General features: G+C 71.7%; 13 protein-coding genes and 1 pseudogene. 4 read left to right on the top strand and 10 right to left on the bottom strand.

From position 1 onward, the window contains the following. Positions 1-61: 61 nt before the first annotated feature. Positions 62-988 carry a proline dehydrogenase family protein gene (locus tag ACH4VX_RS12900; protein ID WP_398367444.1) on the bottom strand — a complete coding sequence of 309 codons (927 nt, stop codon included), beginning with the start codon at positions 986-988 and terminating at the stop codon, positions 62-64. A gap of 138 nt (positions 989-1,126) precedes the next feature. On the opposite strand from ACH4VX_RS12900, the gene ACH4VX_RS12895 reads away from it, so the two are divergent. Further along, complete coding sequence (locus tag ACH4VX_RS12895; protein WP_398367443.1) at positions 1,127-2,347, top strand: PucR family transcriptional regulator; 1,221 nt, start codon at positions 1,127-1,129, stop codon at positions 2,345-2,347. Here ACH4VX_RS12895 and ACH4VX_RS12890 read toward each other — a convergent pair. Beyond that, the gene (locus ACH4VX_RS12890) at positions 2,328-2,921 is read right to left on the bottom strand and encodes a TetR/AcrR family transcriptional regulator (RefSeq protein WP_398367442.1); all 594 of its coding nucleotides are present in this window, start codon (positions 2,919-2,921) and stop codon (positions 2,328-2,330) included. The genes ACH4VX_RS12895 and ACH4VX_RS12890 overlap by 20 nt on opposite strands. Before the next feature lie 84 nt (positions 2,922-3,005). Between ACH4VX_RS12890 and ACH4VX_RS12885 the strand changes: the two genes are divergently transcribed. Continuing rightward, positions 3,006-4,553 (top strand): MFS transporter, encoded by a 1,548-nt coding sequence (locus ACH4VX_RS12885; RefSeq protein WP_398367441.1) that lies wholly within the window; start codon positions 3,006-3,008, stop codon positions 4,551-4,553. Between the two features lie 53 nt (positions 4,554-4,606). On the opposite strand, the gene serA is transcribed toward ACH4VX_RS12885, so the two are convergent. The 6 genes from serA to ACH4VX_RS12855 form a co-directional block, all read right to left on the bottom strand. Further along, positions 4,607-6,196 carry a phosphoglycerate dehydrogenase gene (gene serA / locus ACH4VX_RS12880; RefSeq protein ID WP_398367440.1) on the bottom strand — a complete coding sequence of 530 codons (1,590 nt, stop codon included), beginning with the start codon at positions 6,194-6,196 and terminating at the stop codon, positions 4,607-4,609. 254 nt (positions 6,197-6,450) lie between these two features. Further along, positions 6,451-7,449, bottom strand: a complete 999-nt coding sequence (gene ilvC, locus ACH4VX_RS12875; RefSeq protein ID WP_398367439.1) for a ketol-acid reductoisomerase — start codon at positions 7,447-7,449, stop codon at positions 6,451-6,453. A 117-nt stretch (positions 7,450-7,566) separates the two neighbouring features. Next, positions 7,567-8,091, bottom strand: a complete 525-nt coding sequence (gene ilvN, locus ACH4VX_RS12870) for an acetolactate synthase small subunit (RefSeq protein WP_030216544.1) — start codon at positions 8,089-8,091, stop codon at positions 7,567-7,569. Between the two features lie 21 nt (positions 8,092-8,112). Next, positions 8,113-9,963: an acetolactate synthase large subunit gene (locus tag ACH4VX_RS12865; protein ID WP_398367438.1), complete on the bottom strand. Its 1,851-nt coding sequence runs from the start codon at positions 9,961-9,963 to the stop codon at positions 8,113-8,115. 230 nt (positions 9,964-10,193) lie between these two features. Beyond that, entirely contained in the window at positions 10,194-13,256 is a 3,063-nt protein-coding gene (locus ACH4VX_RS12860) for a putative bifunctional diguanylate cyclase/phosphodiesterase (protein ID WP_398367437.1), read from the bottom strand. Positions 13,257-13,668: 412 nt separating this feature from the next. Beyond that, positions 13,669-14,622 (bottom strand): 2-hydroxyacid dehydrogenase, encoded by a 954-nt coding sequence (locus tag ACH4VX_RS12855; protein ID WP_398367436.1) that lies wholly within the window; start codon positions 14,620-14,622, stop codon positions 13,669-13,671. 292 nt (positions 14,623-14,914) lie between these two features. Here ACH4VX_RS12855 and ACH4VX_RS12850 point away from each other — a divergent pair. Then, positions 14,915-15,914, top strand: a pseudogene (locus tag ACH4VX_RS12850) (aldo/keto reductase). 72 nt (positions 15,915-15,986) lie between these two features. Next, a complete protein-coding gene (locus tag ACH4VX_RS12845) occupies positions 15,987-17,195 on the top strand; it encodes a PQQ-dependent sugar dehydrogenase (protein WP_398367435.1) in 1,209 nt (402 codons plus the stop codon). Between the two features lie 4 nt (positions 17,196-17,199). On the opposite strand, the gene ACH4VX_RS12840 is transcribed toward ACH4VX_RS12845, so the two are convergent. Further along, positions 17,200-17,379, bottom strand: coding sequence for a DUF6191 domain-containing protein (locus tag ACH4VX_RS12840; RefSeq protein ID WP_398367600.1), 180 nt, complete (start codon positions 17,377-17,379; stop codon positions 17,200-17,202). A gap of 34 nt (positions 17,380-17,413) precedes the next feature. Continuing rightward, the gene (locus ACH4VX_RS12835) at positions 17,414-20,461 is read right to left on the bottom strand and encodes an AAA family ATPase (RefSeq protein ID WP_398367434.1); all 3,048 of its coding nucleotides are present in this window, start codon (positions 20,459-20,461) and stop codon (positions 17,414-17,416) included. Between the last annotated feature and the right edge of the window lie 160 nt (positions 20,462-20,621).

Raw genomic sequence — 20,621 nt, 5'->3', positions numbered from 1 at the left:
TCCCGGGGGACGGCCCCCGGACCCCCGGCCGGAACCGGAGCGCCGGCACAACCGAGCCGCCTCAGCCACGACTGATCATGCTCCGCAGGAAGAAGCCCAGGTTCGCGGGCCTCTCCGCCAGACGGCGCATGAAGTAGCCGTACCAGTCGGTGCCGTAGGCCGTGTAGACGCGCATCCGGTGGCCCTCGGCGGCCAGTCGCAGGTGCTCGTCGCCGCGGATGCCGTAGAGCATCTGGAACTCGTACTCGTCGAGCTTTCGCCCGGCGGTGCGGGCCAGCTCCTGGGTGATGGAGATCAGGCGCGGGTCGTGGGACCCGATCATCGGGTAGCCCTCGCCCTCCATCAGCGTCCGCAGGATGCGCACGTACGCCTTGTCGATCTCGTGCTTCTGCTGGTGGGCGACCTCCGCGGGCTCCTTGTAGGCGCCCTTCACCAACCGTACGCGACTGCCGGCCGCGGCGAGGCGGCGCGCGTCCTCCTCGGTGCGGAAGAGGTAGGCCTGGATGACGCAGCCCGTCTGCGGGACGTCCTTCCGCAGCTCCTCGTGGATGGCGAACATCGAGTCGAGGGTGGTGTGGTCCTCCGCGTCCAGCGTGACCGTGGTGCCGATCCCGGCGGCGGCCTCGACGACCGGACGGACGTTGGCGAGGGCCAGCTCGTGGCCGCCGGGGAGGGCCTGGCCGAACATCGACAGCTTCACCGACATCTCGGCGCGGGTGCCGAGCTCCAGCGGCCCCAGCCGGTCGATCAGCTCCAGGTACGCGTCGCGGGCGGCGGCGGCCTGCTCGGGGGTGGTGATGTCCTCGCCGACGACGTCCATGGTGAGTTCCAGGCCGTTGCCGGTGAGCTCCTGGATGATCGGCAGGACCTCGTCGACGGTCTCACCGGGGATGAAGCGGTCGACGACCTGCTTGGTCACCGGGGCCGCCGAGATCAGGCGTCGCATCCGGTCGCTGCGCGACGCGGCGAGAATCACGGGACCCAGCACGGGGCACCTCCACAAGCTGCACGAGGCCGGCACCCGACGATTCGGATACGGCACGGAGAACCACCGTGAAACCTACGGATGCCCCCGATCGTGGGCCATCGACAGCTGTCACGCATCCGTGCCGCAGATCTCAGACAGATGTATGAAGGCTCCGGGGCTTTGCGGCAGAATGCCCGGGTGACGTCGGAACACAGGGATGACTACCAGGAGCTGGTGGACGAGATCTCGGAGCTGCTGGGCGCTCCGGCGACCCTGGAGAACCGGGATTTCGAACTGATCGCCTTCGGGGCGTACGACAGCGAGGGCGACCTCGATCCGTCCGTGCTGGACCCGGTGCGCACCCGCTCGATCCTGACCCGTCGTTCCACGGCCGCCGTCCGCGCCTGGTTCGAGGGCTTCGGCATCACCCGCGCGACCGGCCCGGTCCGCATCCCGCGCACTCCGGAGGCGGGGGTCCACCGGGGACGCGTCTGTCTGCCGGTACGCCATCGGGGTGTCGTCCTCGGGTACGTCTGGCTGCTCGACTACGACCCGGGCCCCTCGGAGGAACAGCTGGACGCGGCCATGCGGGTGACGGCCCGGATCGGGGCGCTGCTCGCGGACGAGGCCCAGCACGGCGCCGACCTCACGCGGGAACTGCGGGCGGTGCTGACCGCGGAGCGGGACTGGCAGCGGGAGATGGCGGTCGCCGAGCTGCGCACCGCGCTCGGCAGCCGCGCGGACGGTCCGCACACGGTGGTCTGTGTCGCCCCCTGGCCCTCCGCCGACCCCGACGACGCCCCGTCGGTCCGCACGGTGCCGGGGGCGACGGCGCTGTGCACCCTGCCGCGGGGTGCCACCGGCCTGTCCCTGGCCCTGCTGCTGAGGCTGCGCTCGACGGACGTACTGGCCCCGGCGGTGACGGCGGCCTCACGGCTGCTGGAGCGGGCGGCAAGCCGGGGCGGCCCCCCGCCGGCCGCCGGGATCGCCGCGCCCCGCGCGGGCCTCGCCGACCTGGGCGCGGCCTGGGCGGAGGCGTCGGCGTCGGCACGTGCGGCGCGGGCCGAACCCCGGCTCGGGCCGGTCGCCCGGTGGGCGTCGATCGGCCCCTTCCGCCTGCTGACCGCGCTGCCCCCGGGCGCGGCCCGTGATCCCGTCGTCGGCCCCCTGCTCTCCCCCGCGCACGCCGAACTCGCCCGCACCGCCGAGGTCTACCTCGACCGCGCCGGCCAGGCCGGCCGCACGGCGGCCGAGCTGGGCATCCACCGCCAGACCCTCTACTACCGCCTGTCACGGATCGAGCAGCTCACCGGCCTGGACCTGGACGACGGCGAGGACCGGCTGTTGCTGCACATGGCGCTCAAGGGGCATCGCCTGTAGCGGTGGCTCCCTCGATCACCCGGCGCAGGCCGACGGTCAGCTGTTCACCGTCGGGCGCCGACTTCGGGTCGAAGGTCCACTGGGCGATGAGGCCCGTCATCAGGGTCACGTAGAACATGCCGAGGGTGTCCGCGGTCTCGTCGGACACGTCCTCCTCCCGGCCGCCCATCAGCAGCGGGACCAGACCGCGTCCGGCCTCGCGCTGTGCCGCCGCCAGGTGGTCGCGCACCTCGGGGAGCCGGTCGCCGAGGGCGAGGACCTCCATGCTGAGCCGCCACACCGAGCCGGGCCCCTTCATGGTGGCGATGATGTTCGACCACACCCGTTCGAACCGCTCCAGGGAGCCGGGACCGGCCTCGTCCACACTCCCGTCGCCCTCGAAGGCACTGCCCATCCCCTCGACCAGCGACACGTAGGCCTGGGCGAGCAGGGCGTCCTTCGACCCGTAGTGGTAGCCGATGGAGGCCAGGTTGGTCCCCGACTCCTTGACGATGTCACGCGCCGTCGTGCGCACGAAGCCCTTGGCGAGCAGGCAGCGCCTGGCGCCCTCGAGCAGATCCTCACGGTGTCCCATGATGCCACCTTACCCGTCTGTCCATACATGCGTCTTATACGCTCGTTCTAGACAACCGTATAAGACGTGCGTACAGTCGTCGGCATGACACCGAACCCGACCCGTGCGGGCCGCCGCGAGTGGACCGCGCTCACCGTGCTGATGCTCCCGCTGCTGCTGGTCTCGATGGACGTCTCCGTCCTCTACTTCGCGATCCCCGAGATCAGCGCGGACCTGGAACCGAGCGGCACCCAGCAGCTGTGGATCTTCGACATCTACGGCTTCGTCCTGGCCGGCCTGCTGATGACGATGGGCGCGCTGGGCGACCGCATCGGCCGCCGCAGACTGCTGCTCGTCGGCGCCGCCGCCTTCGGCGCCGCCTCACTGCTCGCGGCCTACGCACACACCGCCGAGACGCTGATCGCGGCCCGCGCGGTCCTCGGCATCGGCGGCGCGACCTTGATGCCGTCGACGATGGCGCTGGTCCGCACGATGTTCACCGACTCCGCCCAGCGGGCCAAGGCGATCGGGCTGTGGTCCGGGGTGATGACGGCCGGGATCGCGCTCGGCTCGGTGATGAGCGGCGTCCTCGTCGAGCACTTCTGGTGGGGCTCGGTCTTCCTGGTCAACCTGCCGGCGATGGCCCTGCTGCTGGTCATCGGCCCGGTGCTGCTCCCAGAGTCCAAGAACCCCTCCCCCGGCCGCTTCGACCTGCTGAGCGTCCCGCTGTCGATGGCGGCGGTCCTGCCCGTGGTCTACGGTCTGAAGGAGCTGCCCTCCGAGGGCTGGAACGTCCGGTACGTCGTCGCGATCACCGTGGGCCTGCTCTTCGCGGCGCTGTTCGTGCAGCGCCAGCGGACGTCGGCCTCGCCGATGATCTCACCGGCCCTCTTCCGCGGGCACGGCTTCACCCCTGCGCTCCTCCTCAACACCCTGTCGGCCTTCGGGATGATGGGCTCGGCGTACTTCACCACCCAGTACCTGCAGTCGGTCCTGGGCAAGAGCGCGCTGGAGGCCGCGCTGTGGAGCCTGCTGCCGTCGGTGCTCATCGGCGCCGCCGCACCGGTCGCCGCCCGGCTGGTCCAGCGGGGCGTGGAGCGCGCGTACGTCGTGACGGCCGGCTTCGCCATCGCGGCGGGCGGCTACGGGCTGCTGGCCCTGGCCGGTACGGACTCGCTGTGGCTGGTGCTCGCGGCGTGCGGGGTGATGGCCTCGGGCATCGTCATCGTGATGTCACTCCTCACCGACCTGGCCCTGAGCTCGGCCCCGGTCGAGAAGGCCGGGGCGGCGTCCTCGCTGCTGGAGACCGGCACGGAGTTCGGCGGCGCCCTGGGCATGGCCGCCCTCGGCTCCATCGGCACCGCCGTCTACCGCCACGAGATGCCGGACACGGCTCCCGCCATGGCGCAGGAGACCCTGGGCGGCGCGCTGGGCGTCGCCGCCGAACTGCCGGGGCGCGCGGGGGACGCCCTGGCGACGGCGGCACGGGAGGCGTTCACCAGCGGGATGCAGGGAGCGGCGATCGCGGGGGCGGTACTGCTCCTGGGTGCGGCGGTACTGGCGGCGGCAGGGCTGCGCCACATCAGGATCCGGCCGCAGACACCCACGGAAAACGCCGGACGGGCTGACCGACTCAGCCCGTCCGGCGCTTGAGGACGAGTCCGTTCAGGGCGAACGGGGGGCCGGGGGCAGAACCCCCGGCACTCTCAGACCAGGTTGACCGAGCGCGCGGACGTCGCCCCGATCTCCGCGGCGAGCTCACCGAGCACCCCGGTGGCCACCGTGTCGTCGACCGTCAGCACGGCGAGCGCCTCACCGCCGACCGTCGCGCGGGCGACCTGCATGCCGGCGATGTTGATGCCCGCCTCGCCGAGGATGCGGCCCACGGTGCCGACGACACCCGGACGGTCCTCGTAGCGCAGCACGACCATGTGGTCGGCGAGCGCGAGGTCCACGTCGTAGTCGCCGACCGCGACGATCTTCTGGACGTGCTTGGGGCCGGCCAGCGTGCCGGAGACCGAGATCTCCTCACCGTCGGAGAGGGTGCCGCGCACGGTGACGACATTGCGGTGGTCGGCCGACTCCGAGCTGGTGGTCAGCCGTACCTCGACACCGCGCTCCTGGGCGAACAGCGGGGCGTTGACGTAGGACACCGTCTCGTCGACGACGTCCTCGAAGACGCCCTTGAGCGCGGACAGCTCGAGCACCTTCACGTCGTGCTGGGTGATCTCGCCGTACACCTCGACGTCGAGGCGGGCCGCGACCTCACCGGCGAGCGCGGTGAAGATCCGGCCGAGGCGCTCGGCGAGCGGCAGACCCGGCTTGACGTCCTCGGCGATGACCCCGCCCTGCACGTTCACCGCGTCCGGGACCAGCTCACCGGCGAGGGCGAGGCGCACCGAGCGGGCGACGGCGATACCGGCCTTCTCCTGCGCCTCGTCGGTGGAGGCACCGAGGTGCGGGGTGCAGACGACCTGGTCGAACTCGAACAGCGGGGAGTCCGTGCAGGGCTCCTTCGCGTACACGTCGAGACCGGCACCGGCGACCCGGCCCTCCTTGAGGGCGGAGTACAGCGCCTCCTCGTCGACGATCCCGCCGCGCGCGGCGTTGACGATGCGCACGCTCGGCTTGACCTTGCGCAGCGCCTCGTCGCCGATGAGGCCGACGGTCTCGGGGGTCTTGGGCAGGTGGACGGTGATGAAGTCCGAGACCTCGAGCAGCTCGTCCAACGACAGGACCTTGACACCCATCTGCGCGGCCCGCGCGGGCTGGATGTAGGGGTCGTAGGCGACGACCTTCATGCCGAAGCCGGACATGCGCTGGGCGACCAGCGCACCGATGCGGCCCAGACCCACGACACCGAGGGTCTTCTCGGCGAGCTCGACGCCCGTGTACTTGCTCCGCTTCCACTCGCCGTTCTTCAGCGCGGCGTTGGCCTGCGGGATGTGGCGGGCGGTGGCGACGATCAGACCGCAGGCGAGTTCGGCGGCGGTCACGATGTTCGAGGTGGGGGCGTTGACGACCATCACGCCGGCCTTGGTGGCGGCGGAGACGTCGACGTTGTCCAGGCCGACGCCGGCGCGGGCGACGACCTTGAGCCTGTTCGCGGCGGCGATCGCCTCGGCGTCGACCTTGGTGGCCGAACGGATCAGGATCGCGTCCACCTCGGCGATGGCCGGAAGCAGCTCGGCGCGGTCCCCGCCGTTGCAGTGGCGGATCTCGAAGTCCGGGCCGAGTGCGTCGACGGTGGCGGGCGACAGCTCTTCAGCGATGAGTACGACGGGTTTCGAGCTCACGTGAGTCCTCACAAGTCCAATGCGGACGGCCGTCCCGACGGCCGCAGGCGGTGAAGAAGTGCTAGCCGCGTGGAAGACGCACGACGCTGTGGGCCTGACGCGTTTGTTGTACAGCAGTCTAGTGGCGCGTGGCGGGTCGTCTTGCGCCTCTGCGGATCGATCACCCGGAAGGGGCGGTGGGGGAAGCGCGGCGTCCGGGGCGGATCCCCGCGACGGCGTCCGGAACCGGCGGCACCGTCGCGGGGCGAATCCGCTTACGCCTCTTCGTCGACCCAGCTCATGAGCTTGCGCAGCTCCTTGCCGGTGGTCTCCAGCAGGTGCTCGGAGTCCTGCTGCTTGTACTCGTTGTACTTCTTCAGACCGCCGTGGTACTCGTCCATCCAGTTCTTGGCGAACGTGCCGTCCTGGATCTCGGCGAGGACCTTCTTCATCTCGGCCTTGGTGGCGTCGGTGATGATCCGCGGGCCGGTGACGTAGTCGCCCCACTCGGCGGTCTCGGAGATCGACCAGCGCATCTTCTCCAGGCCGCCCTCGTACATGAGGTCCACGATCAGCTTCAGCTCGTGCAGGCACTCGAAGTAGGCGATCTCCGGCTGGTAACCGGCCTCGGTCAGCGTCTCGAAGCCCGCCTTGACCAGGGCCGCGGTGCCACCGCAGAGGACGGCCTGCTCACCGAACAGGTCGGTCTCGGTCTCCTCGGTGAAGGTCGTCTTGATGACGCCGGCGCGGGTGCCGCCGATGCCCTTCGCGTACGACAGGGCCAGCGCGAAGGCGTTGCCCGTGGCGTCCTGCTCGACGGCGGCGATACAGGGAACGCCGCGGCCCTCCTCGTACTGACGGCGCACCAGGTGACCCGGACCCTTCGGGGCGACCATGCAGACGTCCACGCCGGCCGGGGGCTTGATGAAGCCGTAGCGGATGTTCAGGCCGTGGCCGAAGAACAGGGCGTCGCCGTCGTTCAGGTTCTCCTTGATGTGCTCCTCGTAGACCTGGGCCTGGAGCGGGTCCGGGACCAGGATCATGATGACGTCGGCCTCGGCGGCGGCCTCGGACGGGCTCACCACGCGCAGGCCCTGCTCCTCGGCCCTGGCCTTGGACTTGGAGCCCTCGTGCAGACCGACGCGGACGTCGACACCCGAGTCACGCAGCGACAGGGCGTGGGCGTGGCCCTGGCTGCCGTAACCGATGACCGCGACCTTGCGGCCCTGGATGATGGACAGGTCGGCGTCGGCGTCGTAGAACAGCTCGGCCACTGGGTTCTCTCCTTGTGTGCAGGTGTTGCGTCCCACCGTATGACGGTGAGGGAGGGGGAAGGTTGGGGGTCTCGCGATACGGGCGGCCGGTCGTGTCCCGGCCGCCCGTTCCATGTCCTACGCCGACCGGTCCAGGGCGCGCAGCGACCGGTCCGTGATGGAACGAGCACCGCGTCCGATCGCGATCGTGCCGGACTGGACGAGCTCCTTGATGCCGAACGGCTCCAGCATCTTGAGCATGGCGGACAGCTTGTCGCTGCTCCCGGTGGCCTCGATGGTCACGGCCTCCGGGGAGACGTCCACGGTCTTGGCGCGGAACAGCTGGACGATCTCGACGATCTGGGAGCGCGTCTCGTTGTCGGCGCGCACCTTCACCAGAACGAGTTCGCGCTGAACGGCCTGCCCGGGTTCGAGCTCGACGATCTTCAGCACGTTGACGAGCTTGTTGAGCTGCTTGGTGACCTGCTCCAGCGGGAACTCCTCGACGCTCACCACGATGGTGATGCGGGAGATGTCGGGGTGTTCGGTGACGCCGACGGCGAGCGAGTCGATGTTGAAGCCGCGGCGGGAGAACAGGGCGGCGATCCGGGCCAGGATGCCCGGGGTGTTCTCCACCAGGACGGAGAGCGTGTGCTTGGACATGATCTGCTTCCTTTACGGCTCTCAGTCGTCTTCGTTGTCGCCGAAGTCGGGGCGGACGTCCCGGGCGGCCATGATCTCGTCGTTGGAGGTGCCGGCGGCGACCATCGGCCACACCATCGCGTCCTCGTGGACGATGAAGTCCACGACGACCGGGCGGTCGTTGATGGAGTTCGCCTCCTCGATGACCTTGTCGAGATCGGCCGGGTCCTCGCAGCGGATCGCGTGGCAGCCCATGGCCTCCGACAGCTTCACGAAGTCGGGGATGCGGGTGCCGGCGCTCTTCTCGGTGCTGTCGGCTCCGGGGCCGGAGTGCAGCACCGTGTTGGAGTACCGCTGGTTGTAGAAGAGGGTCTGCCACTGGCGGACCATCCCGAGGGCGCCGTTGTTGATGATGGCGACCTTGATCGGGATGTTGTTCAGGGCGCAGGTGGTGAGCTCCTGGTTGGTCATCTGGAAGCAGCCGTCGCCGTCGATCGCCCAGACGGTGCGGTCGGGGGCGCCGGCCTTGGCTCCCATGGCCGCCGGGACCGCGTACCCCATGGTTCCGGCGCCGCCGGAGTTCAGCCAGGTGGCGGGCTGCTCGTACTGGACGAAGTGCGCGGCCCACATCTGGTGCTGGCCGACACCCGCCGCGAAGATCGTGCCCTCGGGCGCCAGCTGTCCGATGCGCTCGATGACCTGCTGCGGGGAGAGCGAGCCGTCCTCGGGCTGGTCGTAGCCGAGCGGGTAGGTCTCGCGCCAGCGGTTCAGGTCGTTCCACCAGGCGGTGTAGTCGCCCCTGTGGCCCTCGGCGTGCTCCTTCTGGACGGCCTGGACGATGTCGGCGAGGACCTCGCGGGCGTCACCGACGATCGGCACGTCGGCGGCCCGGTTCTTGCCGATCTCGGCCGGGTCGATGTCGGCGTGGACGATCTTCGCGTACGGGGCGAAGCTGTCCAGCTTGCCGGTGACGCGGTCGTCGAAGCGGGCTCCGAGGGCGACGATCAGGTCGGCCTTCTGCAGCGCGGTGACGGCGGTGACCGCACCGTGCATGCCCGGCATCCCCACGTGCAGTTCGTGGCTGTCGGGGAATGCGCCGAGTCCCATCAGGGTGGTGGTGACGGGAGCCCCGGTGAGTTCCGCGAGGGCCTTCAGCTCGGCGGTGGCCCGGGCCTTGAGGACCCCGCCGCCGACGTAGAGGACCGGCCGCTTCGCGGCGGTGATCAGCTTCGCGGCCTCGCGGATCTGCTTGGCGTGCGGCTTGGTGACGGGCCGGTAGCCGGGCAGGTCCATGGTGGGCGGCCAGGAGAAGGTGGTCTTCGCCTGGAGGATGTCCTTGGGGATGTCGACCAGCACCGGGCCGGGGCGGCCGGTGGAGGCGATGTGGAACGCCTGGGCGATCACCCGCGGGATGTCCTCGGCCTTGGTGACCAGGAAGCTGTGCTTGGTGATCGGCATGGTGATGCCGACGATGTCCGCCTCCTGGAAGGCGTCCGTGCCGATCGCCTTGGAGACGACCTGGCCGGTGATCGCGACCAGCGGCACGGAGTCCATGTGCGCGTCGCCGATGGGCGTGACCAGGTTGGTCGCGCCGGGGCCCGAGGTCGCCATGCAGACGCCCACCTTGCCGGTGGCCTGCGCGTAGCCGGTGGCCGCGTGACCGGCGCCCTGCTCGTGCCGGACCAGCACGTGGCGCACCCGGGTGGAGTCCATCAGTGGGTCATAGGCCGGAAGGATCGTACCGCCGGGAATGCCGAATACCGTGTCGGCGCCGACCTCCTCGAGAGAGCGGATGAGGGACTGTGCGCCCGTGACGTGCTCGACGGGGGCGGACTGTCCTCCGGATCGGGGCCGGGGCTGCGGGTGATGGGCCCCGGTGGCCTGCTCGGTCATCGGCATTCTCTTCTCGATGCTGAGGGTTTTTGCGAAGTTCGTGCGGGTTACGCGTGCTGCTCGGCTGGTGCTTGTGCAACAAAAAACCCCTCGTGCCATAAGGCAAGCGAGGGGAGCGCGCCGGGTGGTGGTCGCTGAGCGGTCGAGGCTCAGCGTCAGCCGACGCGCTTTCCAAGTACGAGAATTCGGGTGCGCATGGCACTGACCCTCCCCCCGGCGCACACTCACTGTCAAGTGGGTGGGACGGGAGTCTCATTATGTGAGCGCAGTGCCGTACCGCCCTGGAGTACGGCGGTCCCTCCGGTGGAGTACACCCCGGAGCCACCGCCGACGAACACGGGTTCGGCCGGTCCGGGCGGCACCGGGTAGTGCCCGGCGGCCAGCGCCCTGCGCAGCCGGTACTCGTCCAGCGGCTCGGAGAAGGCCTTGCCCTGCCCGTGCGTGCAGCCCATCGCGCGCAGGGCCGCGACCTGCTCGGGCAGATCCACACCGTCGGCCACGGACTGCATCCCGAGGTCGGAGGCGATCCGCAGCAGACCGCTGGTGATCTTGTGCAGTCGCGCGGACTCCACCACGCCGTCGACCATGCCCCGGTCGAGCTTCAGTACGTCGACGGGGAGCCGCCTCAGGGCCGTGATCGCCGCAGGGCCGCTGCCGAAGCCGTCGAGCGCGATCCGGACGCCGAGCCGCTTGAGCACGGCCAGCCGGCGCTCCAGCTCGTCGAGCGACGCCCTGGGGTCGGTGTCGGCCAGCTCGACGACCAGGGAGCCGGACGGCAGCCCGTGCCGGGTCAGCAGGGCCTCGATCGAGCCCAGGGGCAGTGACCGGTCCAGCAGCCGGTGCGCGCTCAGCCGGACGGCCACCGGGACGGGCAGACCTGTCGCGTGCCGTTCGGCGGCCTGTTCGACGGCCTCCTCCAGCACCCAGCGGCCCAGCACGGCGGTCCTCTCGCTGTCCTCGGCCACGCGCAGGAACTCCGCGGGGGTGAACAGCGCCCCCTGGGAGGAACGCCAGCGCGCCTGGGCGCAGACCGAGGTGATCCGGCCGTCCTCCAGGGACACCACCGGCTGGTGCAGCAGGGCGAACTCGCCGTGGTGCAGCGCCGCGCGCAGCCGGGTGGCCAGCTCCGCCCTGCGCACCACGTCCTGCTGCATCTGCGGCTTGTACAGCTCCACACGGCCCTTGCCGGCGGCCTTGGCCCGGTACATGGCGAGGTCGGCGTTGCGCAGCAGTTCGCCCGCGCCGAGGCCGGGTTCGGCGAAGGCCACGCCGATGGAGGCGTCGACCCGGACATCGTTGCCGTCGATGACGTAGGGCTGGGAGAGGGTCGCTCTCAGGCGGTCGGCGAGCTCCAGGATGTGCCGTTCACGGGCATCCCGGTCACGGACGCCGTCCCCGACGATCAGGGCCGCGAACTCGTCGCCGCCCAGCCGGGACGCGGTGTCGCCCTTGCGGACCGCGTCCTGGAGTCTGCGGGCGGCCTGGACGAGCAGCTCGTCCCCGGCCTGGTGCCCGATGGTGTCGTTGACGCCCTTGAAGCCGTCGAGGTCGATGAAGAGCACCGCCGTGCCCCTCAGGGCGGCTCCCCGGTCCGAGGCGCGGCGGCCGGACAGGGCCTGCTGGACGCGCCGGGTGAACAGGGCGCGGTTGGGCAGGTCGGTGAGCGGGTCGTGCTCCGCGTTGTGCTGGAGCTGCGCCTGGAGCCGCACCCTCTCGGTCACGTCACGGCTGTTGAAGATCAGGCCGCCGTGGTGCCGGTTGACGGTCGACTCGACGTTCAGCCAGCCTCCCCCGCTCTCGGCTTCTCCCCCGCTCTCGGCCTCGCTCGAGCGGAGGGACCCCCATGAACGGGAGGCGCCCCCACCGCCGAAGCGGAAACGGCACTCGATGCGGGTCGTGGGTTCCTCGACCGGGTCCGCGGCGAGGAAGCGGCGCACCTCGTGCACGACACAGCCCAGGTCCTCCGGGTGGATGAGACCGGCCAGTTCGGTTCCCTCCAGCTCCTCCGCGGGCCTGCCGTACACCCCGGCGGCGGCCGGGGAGACGTAGCGGAGGATGCCGCTGGGGGCGGCGATCATGATGACGTCGCTGGAGCCCTGCACCAGGGAGCGGAAGTGGTTCTCCTTCTGCGCCAGTTCCTGGGTGAGGGTGATGTTGTCGAGCAGCATGATGCCCTGGCGCACGACGAGCGCGAGCACCACCGTGCCTCCGGTGAGCAGCACGACGCGGTCGACACTGCGGCCGTTGAGGACGTTGTAGAGGATCCCCAGGGTGCACACGGCCGCGGCGAGGTACGGCGTGAGCGCGGCGAGGGAGCCGGCGATGGGCCGGGAGAGCGGATGCCGGGTGTGCTCCCCGGGCGGCGGCCCGTGATGGTGGTCCGGCACGCCGTGCCGCCCCGGCAGGTGTTCGCGGACCACGCGCGTGTGCCCCTCCCGCTCGGGCCGTCCGCCGCGGGGCGCGGTCCAGGGGGCGTACGCCAGGAGCAGCGAGCCGGCGAACCAGCCCGCGTCGAGCAGTTGTCCGGAGCGGTAGTCGGCGTGCAGCAGCGGGGAGGTGAACAGGGCGTCGCACATCACGGTCAGCGCGAGCGCGCCGATCGCGGTGTTGACCGCGGACCGGTTGACCGCCGAGCGCCGGAAGTGCAGCGCGAGCACCATGCTGACCAGGGCGATGTCGAGCAGCGGGTACGCCAGTGACAGCGCGGTGTGCGCGACGCCCGGCCCCTCGGCCTGCGCGGCCTGGGCGAGCGCGAGGCTCCACGCGAGGGTGAGCAGGGAACCGCCGATCAGCCAGGCGTCCAGGGCGAGACAGACCCAGCCGGCCTTGGTCACGGGCCGTTTGGCGAGCACCAGCAGCCCCACGATGGCGGGCGGCGCGAAGCACAGGAAGAACAGGTCGGCGTAGCTGGGGCTGGGCACGGGAAGCCCGAGGACGACCTCGTACCACCCCCAGACCAGGTTGCCCAGGGAAGCCATGGTCGAGGAGAGGCCGAACATCAGCCAGGCGGGCCGGAACCGGGTGCGGGGGCTGCGGGCGTAGACGAAACAGGACACGGCGGCGGCCCCGGCCGCGGCGCTCAGTCCGAAGTCGCCCATGATCAGCGCGAGGCGCTCCGAGCCCCAGCCGGACGCGGCGCCGACGGCGTAGGCCGCGCAGACCAGGGCCAGAACGAGTTGGGCGGCCGGGCCGGGCCGACGGTCGGCGGCCGGCGCACCGGACAGCGGCGCCGTCGGTGGGGGCTGCTTCCGCAGTGTCCCGTCGATCGTGGAGGTGGGGGTCGGCGCGCTCACCGGTACCTCCCGGTCCACTCCGCTCCCGGGTCCCTCGGCCCCCGGTGCACCGGGTGGGCATGCCTGCGGCGGCTGCCGTGCCTGTGGTGGTGGCCGGGACCGTCGTGGGGACCGTCGTGCCGGGTGTGGTGGCCGCCGCCGTGGTGACCGCGGCTGCGCGCGGCCGTGCGCCACGGTCGTCGCCGACGGCTCCGCCGCGTCGGATCGCTCGTCCATAGGCCGTGCATCGTCCGTCGCCCCCCTCACTGTCCACAGTGTCCTGCCCCGCGCCGTTGGTCAGCGGCGCAGCCCCTGTCGGGACGATACACCAGTATCGTCACTCAGGGACATAGGTTCTCTACGCTCCGTAACGATCAACGAATATACGAGTACCCACCGCGCCCGGATAAACGCGGACGGTACTCGAAGCGGACTACAAGTCTTCCGCTCCCGTCACCAGGATCACGTTGCCGAGCTCCTCCCGGTTCAGGTAGCGGCGCAACTGATTGACCAGCAACCGCTCGGCGCGCGGCCGGAAGGCGGAGGTGGCTCCGCCGACGTGCGGGCTGACGAGGACGCCCGGCGCCCGCCACAGGGGATGTTCCGAGGGCAGCGGTTCGGGATCGGTGACGTCGAGGGCCGCGGTGACGCGGCCGCTCTTCAGCTCGGTGAGCAGCGCCTCGGTGTCGACGACGCCGCCGCGGGCCACGTTCACCAGCAGGGCGCCGTCCTTCATCCGGGCCAGGAATCCGGCGTCCACGAGGTGCCGGGTGGCCTCGGTCAGCGGCGTGGAGAGGACGACGACGTCCGCCTCCGGGAGCAGGGCGGGCAGTTCGGTGAGCGGGTGCACCGGACCGCGCTCCGTGGTGCGTGCGGAGCGCGCGACGCGCGCCACCCGCGCGAGCTCGAACGGAACGAGCCGGTCCTCGATGGCCGCGCCGATCGAGCCGTACCCCACGATGAGCACGTTCTTGTCGGCGAGCGCGGGCCGGAACCCGCCGCGCCACTCCCCCTTGTCCTGTGCCCGCACGAAATCGGGGATGCCGCGCAGCGAGGCCAGGATCAGCGCGAGCGTGAGCTCGGCGGTGCTGGCCTCGTGCACGCCGCGCGCGTTGCACAGCCGCACGCCGGCGGGCAGGTCCTTCAGGCCGGCCTCCACGTGGTCGGTGCCGGCCGACAGGGTCTGTACGACACGGACGGAGCGCATCAGCGGCAGCGGGCGCACACCGACCCCGGCGGGCCTCATGTAGGGCACGACGTAGAAGGCGCAGTCGGCCGGGTCGGCGGGGAACTCCTCACCGCCGTCCCAGAAACGGTAGTGCGGCCCCTCGGGAAGCCCCTCGATCTCGTCCGGCGGAATGGGCAGCCATACGTCAGCAGCGTTCATGGTTCGGAGGGTAGGGCCTGTCCGGCGGATCGAGTCGAGGGGGATCAGGGTTGCCTTGCGAGCCCTGGGGAGCGGGGTCCGGTGCGTGCGGCTGCACAGCGGAGGAGGGCTCGGGGCGGAGCCCTGACAACCGGCGACAACGCCGCTGGGGGTACCGCCCACGCCCTTCAGGCGGTGAGGGAGTGCGTGCCGGGCCCCGCGTCTTCGGCATGATCCGCCGGGCGGGCCCTCGTTCAGGAGCGCGGGAGCGCAGAGGTTAGGTTGGGGGCCGGAGAGGGAGGGTCACGACCAGGTGGAGCGCAGGACGATCGGCGCGGGGGCACTCGCGGTGGGGGCCGTCGGACTCGGGTGCATGCCGATGAGCTGGGCCTACAGCACGTCCCGGCAGCGCGGCGAGGAGTCGCTCAGGGCGGTGCACCGGGCGCTGGACGTGGGCTCGACGCTCCTCGACACCGCCGACATGTACGGCCCGTTCACCAACGAGCTGCTGCTGGGGCGGGTGTTGAAGGAGCGGCGCTCCGACGCCTTCGTGTCCACGAAGGTCGGTCTGCTGGTGGGTGATCAGCACATCGTGGCCAACGGCCGCCCCGGGTACGTGAGAAGGGCCTGCGACGCGTCGCTGCGTCGGCTGGGGACCGATGTCATCGACCTCTACCAGCTGCACCGCGCCGACCCGGAGGTCCCGGTCGAGGAGACCTGGGGTGCGATGGCGGAGCTCGTACAGGCCGGAAAGGTGCGGGCGTTGGGGCTGTGCGCGGTGGGGGCGCGCTCGGCGCGGCGGCCGGGGGCGCGGCTGCACGACGCGACGATCCGGCAGCTGGAGCGGGTGCAGCAGGTCTTCCCGGTGAGCGCGGTGGAGGCGGAGCTGTCGGTGTGGTCGCCGGAGGCGCTCCGGGCGCTGCTGCCGTGGTGCGCGTCGCGGGGGGGTCGGCTTCCTGGCGGCGATGCCGCTGGGCAACGGTTTCCTGACCGGGACGCTGACGCCCGGCGTGGGCTTCGAGGCGGACGACCTGCGCGCCCGGCACCCCCGCTTCACGGCCGAGATGATGGCCGCGAACCAGCCGGTCGTGGTCGGCCTGCGCCGCGTCGCCCGCCGGCACGGCGAGCACGTCACACCGGCGCAGGTGGCGCTGGCCTGGGTGCTGGGCCGGGGCCGCCAGGTGATCCCGGTCCCCGGCACCAAGCGGGAGCGGTGGGTCGTGGAGAACGCGGCCGCGGCGGATCTGCGCCTGACGGAACGCGACCTCGTGGAGATCGCGGAACTGCCCGCGGCACAGGGGTCGTGGGACTGAGCGGCGGACCGGCGGCGGTGATCCGGCGGTCCGGGGTTCCGCGATCGGGAACTTCGGAAGCGCGAGCGGTGTATGACAGGTAGGACCCCGCCGCGTCGAAGGGACGAGATCGTGCAACGACGAGCCGTGACGGCCGTGCTGGCCGCCGCCACGCTCCTGCTGACCGCCGGCTGCTCCTCCGACGACGGGGGATCGCCGGGCGGAGACGGCAGCGCCTCCCCGACCGATACGGCGGCGACGTCGTCGTCATCGCCACCGGAGAGGGGCGCGGAGGAGGCACCGCCCGCGAAGGGCTCGGTGAAGGTGGTCCGTACGGTGACCACGGGCCTGAGCTCCCCCTGGGGCCTGGCCCCGCTGTCCGACGGCGATCTGCTGGTCTCCTCCCGGGACGAGGCGACGATCACCCGGGTCGACGGGAAGACCGGCGAGAAGACCGAGCTGGGCGAGGTGCCCGGGGTGTCACCGTCCGGGGAGGGCGGCCTGCTCGGTATCGCCCTCTCGTCCGAGTACGCCTCGGACCGCATGATCTACGCGTACTTCACCTCGGCCTCCGACAACCGCATCGTCCGCATGATCTACGACGAGGGGAAACCGGCCGGTGGGCAGCTGGGCGCGCCGGACACGGTCTTCCGGGGCATCCCCAAGGGCGAGATCCACAACGGGGGCCGGATCGCCTTCGGCCCGGACAGGATGCTGTACGTGGGCACGGGCGAGAGCGGCGACACGGGTCTGTCCCAGGACAAGGAGTCCCTGGGCGGCAAGATCCTGCGGCTGACCCCGGAGGGCGAGCCGGCCCCGGGCAATCCGTTCCCCGACTCCGCGGTGTACTCGTACGGCCACCGCAATGTGCAGGGCCTGGCGTGGGACGGCAGGCAGCGGCTGTTCGCCTCGGAGTTCGGCCAGAACACCTGGGACGAGCTGAACGCGATCAAGCCGGGCGACAACTACGGCTGGCCGGAGGCGGAGGGCGAGTCGGACGACGGCGGCTTCCACGACCCGATCGACCAGTGGAGCACGGACGAGGCCTCCCCCAGCGGTATCGCCCACGCCGAGGGCTCGGTCTGGATGGCGGGGCTGCGCGGCGAGCGGTTGTGGCGCATCCCCCTGGAGGGCACGGAGGCCTCGGCGGACCCGGAGGCCTTCCTGGAGGGCGAGTACGGCCGGCTGCGGACGGTGGCCCCGGCGGGCGGCGACAAGCTGTGGCTGGTCACCAGCAACACGGACGGGCGCGGCAACCCGAAGGAGGGGGACGACCGGATTCTGGAACTGGAGGTGAGCTAGTCGCTCAGTCCGCCTCGGGCTCCTCCTCCGGCGGGCGTACGGTGACCTTTCCGGAGGCGAGGTCTATCGGTCCGCGTCCGGGGTCGGCGTCGCCGACGTCCTCCCGGGTCAGTTCCAGGCGGTTCTGCTCGTCGCGGGTGTGTTTACGGCCGGGGGCGAACAGTTCCTCGAAGGCGTTGAACATCGCTCCCCTTCCCAAGGGCGACCGGATCGTACGTCTATTGTCCCGCCGTCAGCCGTTCATCCGTCTCCGTCGCGAACAGACCGAGCCGATGCGCCACCGCCGCCGCCTCGCCCCGTCCGGAGACGCCCAGCTTGGCGAGGATGTTGGAGACGTGGACGCTGGCCGTCTTGGGGGAGATGAACAGTTCCTCGGCGATACGGCGGTTGGTGTGGCCGGCGGCCACCAGGCGCAGGACGTCGCGCTCCCGGCTGGTGAGGCCGAGTGCGTCGGCCGGGTCGGCGGGGGCAGGCTCACGGGGGACGGAAGGCAGTGCGAGGCGGGCGCGCTGCGCCAGCAGCGTGGCGGACCGGGCCAGCGGTGCGGCGCCGAGGTGGTCGGCGACGGCGGTCACCAGCCGCAGCAGCTCCGTGGCGCGGGCGCGCTCGTCGACGCCCGCTCCGGTGGCGAGCAGTGCCTCGGCGAGCCGGAACCGGACGCGTGCGAGGTCGAAGGGCCGCTCCAGCGGCTCGACCGCGGCGACGGCCGCGGACCATGCGTCCGGCGCGATCCTGCCCTCGGCGCGCAGCAGCTCGGCGCGCAGCCACAGGTCGTACGCCTGCCATACGGGCACGCCGGTCGCCAGCGTCTTGGCCGCCTTGCGGATCCGTTCCAGGATCTCCGGGCGGCCGGGCTCGGTCGCCGGGTCGCCGTAGGCGTCGGCCTCCGCGGTGGTGGCGGCGAGCAGCAGGGGCCAGCCGTAGCGCTGGGTGCCGGGCGGGAGTCCGGTGTCGAGGGCGGTGAGCAGTTCGGCACGGGCGTCGGCCAGGCGGCCCTCGGCGGCGGCGATGCCGACCGCGACCCACTTCATGGGGAGGGCGTACTGCGGCATCGGGTCGTGGGTGCCGAAGAAGGTGCGGGCGTCGGCGAGCCGGCGTGCCGCCTCGGCCATGTCCCCCCGGTCGTACGCGAGATACGCCAGGCGCATCGAGCCTCCGGCGCGGGGCTTGGCGCTCTGTTCGAGACGCTGGGCGTTGGCCGCGGCGCGGGCCGCCTCGTCCCAGCGGCCCAGGGAGTGGAGGGACTCGGCGAGGTTGCCCCACACCCAGCCCTCGGAGTCCAGCAGTCCGAGTCCGCGGGTGACGTGGACGCCTTCGTGGAGGAGTCCGGCGGCCTCCGCGGAGCGGCCTACGCCTTCGAGGACGGACGGGAGGTTCACATGGGCGCGGCCCACCACCATGTCCACGCCCAGTTCGGTCGCCCGGTCCTTGACCTCGTACATCTCGGCGAGTCCGGTGTCGATGTCACCGGCGTCGACCATGAGTCCGCCGAGGGTGAGCCGGGCGTTGAGCTCGATGTCGTGGCAGCCGACCATGCGGGCGTACTCGACGGCGCGTTCGGCGGCGGCCATGGCCTCCGGGCCGGGTTCGTGCAGCATCGACCAGCCGGCCGCGGAGGCGAGGACCTCGGCGTGCACCTCGGACGGGGGCAGTCCGCGCACCAGGTCCTGTGCGGTGCCGAGTTCGGCCCAGCCGTCGCCACGGGCGAGGCCCTGGGTGAGCCGGGAGCGCTGCACCCAGAACCAGGCGGCGCGCAGGGGGTCCGGATCCTCGTCGAGGAGGCGCAGCGCACGCTTGGTGATCTTCATCGAGCGTTCGCGTTCCCCGCAGAGGCGGCCGGCGACGGCGGCCTCGGCCATCAGGTCGAGGTAGCGCGGCGGGGTCGTCTCGGGGGCGCAGCCACAGGGAGGGTAGACCTCGGCGTGGCCGAGGGGGCGCAGGGTGGCCCGTACGGCGTCGGGGACGGCGTCCCACAGCTCCATCGCCCGTTCCAACAGGTCCAGTTGCTCGGAGTAGGCGTTGCGCCGGCGGGCCTCGACGGAGGCGTCGAGGACGGCGGGGAGGGCCTTGGCCGCGTCGTGGGCGTGGTACCAGTAGCTGGCCAGGCGGGTCGCCCGCTCGTCGGCGGGGACGAGGGTGGGGTCGGCCTCCAGGGCCTCGGCGTAGCGGCGGTTGAGGCGGGAGCGTTCGCCGGGCAGCAGGTCGTCGCTGACGGCCTCGCGGACCAGGGAGTGGCGGAAGCGGTAGCCGTCACGGTCGGGTGCGGGAGTGAGGATGTTGGCGTTGACGCCGGCGCGCAGGGCCTCGATGAGGTCGTCCTCGCTGAGCCGGGCGACGGCGGCCAGCAGCCGGTCCTCGACGGTGGAGCCGCCCTCGGCGACGATCCGGGCGACCTGCTGGGCGCTCTCCGGCAGTCCCTCGACGCGGACCAGGAGCAGGTCGCGCAGGGAGTCGGTGAGGCCGGTGCAGCAGCCCTCGTCGGCGGCGACGGCCAGCTCCTCGACGAAGAACGCGTTGCCGTCGGAGCGTTCGAAGATGTCGTCGACGCGGTCGGGGTCGGGTTCGCGGGCGATGATGCCGGCGATCTGCCGGCCGACCTCGTCGCGGCTGAGGCGGCCGAGCTCGACGCGCTGGACCGTACGGAGGCGGTCGAGTTCGGCGAGGAGGGGGCGCAGGGGGTGGCGGCGGTGGATGTCGTCGGAGCGGTAGGTGGCGAGGACGACGAGGCGGCCGGTGCGCAGGGTGCGGAACAGATAGGCGAGCAGGTGGCGGGTGGAGGCGTCGGCCCAGTGCAGGTCCTCCAGGGCGAGGACGACGGTGCGGTCGGCGGCGACGCGCTCCAGCAGGCGGGCGGTGAGCTCGAAGAGGCGGGCCATGCCCTGTTCGTCGCGGCGGGCCTCGCGGGCGGCGGTGCCGATCTCGGGGAGCAGGCGGGCGAGTTCCTCCTCCTGTCCGGAGGCGGCGGCGGCGAGTTGTTCGGGCAGTTCGCGGCGGAGTTGGCGCAGGGCGGTGGAGAAGGGGGCGAAGGGGAGTCCGTCGGCACCGATCTCGACGCAGCCGCCGAGGGCGACGGTCGCGCCGCGACGGCGGGCGGCGGCGGCGAACTCCTCGACGAGGCGGGTCTTGCCCACGCCGGCCTCGCCTGCGACGAGCAGGGCCTGGGGCTCGGCGGTGGTGCGGGTGAGGGCGGTGTTCAGTGTGTCGAGCTCGGTGCTGCGGCCCACGAACACGGGACTGACGGACTTGGTCTCCACGGTCCTGAGCATGTCATGCCCTTCCGGCAACGGGTCACCGGTTTTCCCGGTGCGCGGGGGTGGTCCTGCGGACCGGCGCTTGTGGGTTGCGCGGCCCGGCGCTCGCGGGGTGCCTCCCCCGGCGGGAGCACCCCCAGCCCGCCCGTGCCGCCCCTGGGGGTACCTCCCAGAC

Origin of the sequence: Streptomyces sp. NPDC020731 (assembly GCF_044334705.1) — a bacterium.
Lineage (GTDB): Bacteria > Actinomycetota > Actinomycetes > Streptomycetales > Streptomycetaceae > Streptomyces.
The sequence above is the reverse complement of the archived record's forward strand: the minus strand, read 5'-3'. Positions and strand labels throughout refer to the sequence as shown.

Excerpts from the sequence above, each read along its gene's own strand:
- ACH4VX_RS12895 (WP_398367443.1), top strand. The coding sequence starts at position 1,127 with ATGTATGAAGGCTCCGGGGCTTTGCGGCAGAATGCCCGGGTGACGTCG.
- ACH4VX_RS12890 (WP_398367442.1), bottom strand. The coding sequence starts at position 2,921 with ATGGGACACCGTGAGGATCTGCTCGAGGGCGCCAGGCGCTGCCTGCTC.
- ACH4VX_RS12885 (WP_398367441.1), top strand. The coding sequence starts at position 3,006 with ATGACACCGAACCCGACCCGTGCGGGCCGCCGCGAGTGGACCGCGCTC.
- ilvN (WP_030216544.1), bottom strand. The coding sequence starts at position 8,091 with ATGTCCAAGCACACGCTCTCCGTCCTGGTGGAGAACACCCCGGGCATC.
- ACH4VX_RS12865 (WP_398367438.1), bottom strand. The coding sequence starts at position 9,963 with ATGACCGAGCAGGCCACCGGGGCCCATCACCCGCAGCCCCGGCCCCGA.
- ACH4VX_RS12855 (WP_398367436.1), bottom strand. The coding sequence starts at position 14,622 with ATGAACGCTGCTGACGTATGGCTGCCCATTCCGCCGGACGAGATCGAG.
- ACH4VX_RS12845 (WP_398367435.1), top strand. The coding sequence starts at position 15,987 with ATGACAGGTAGGACCCCGCCGCGTCGAAGGGACGAGATCGTGCAACGA.
- ACH4VX_RS12840 (WP_398367600.1), bottom strand. The coding sequence starts at position 17,379 with ATGTTCAACGCCTTCGAGGAACTGTTCGCCCCCGGCCGTAAACACACC.
- ACH4VX_RS12835 (WP_398367434.1), bottom strand. The coding sequence starts at position 20,461 with ATGCTCAGGACCGTGGAGACCAAGTCCGTCAGTCCCGTGTTCGTGGGC.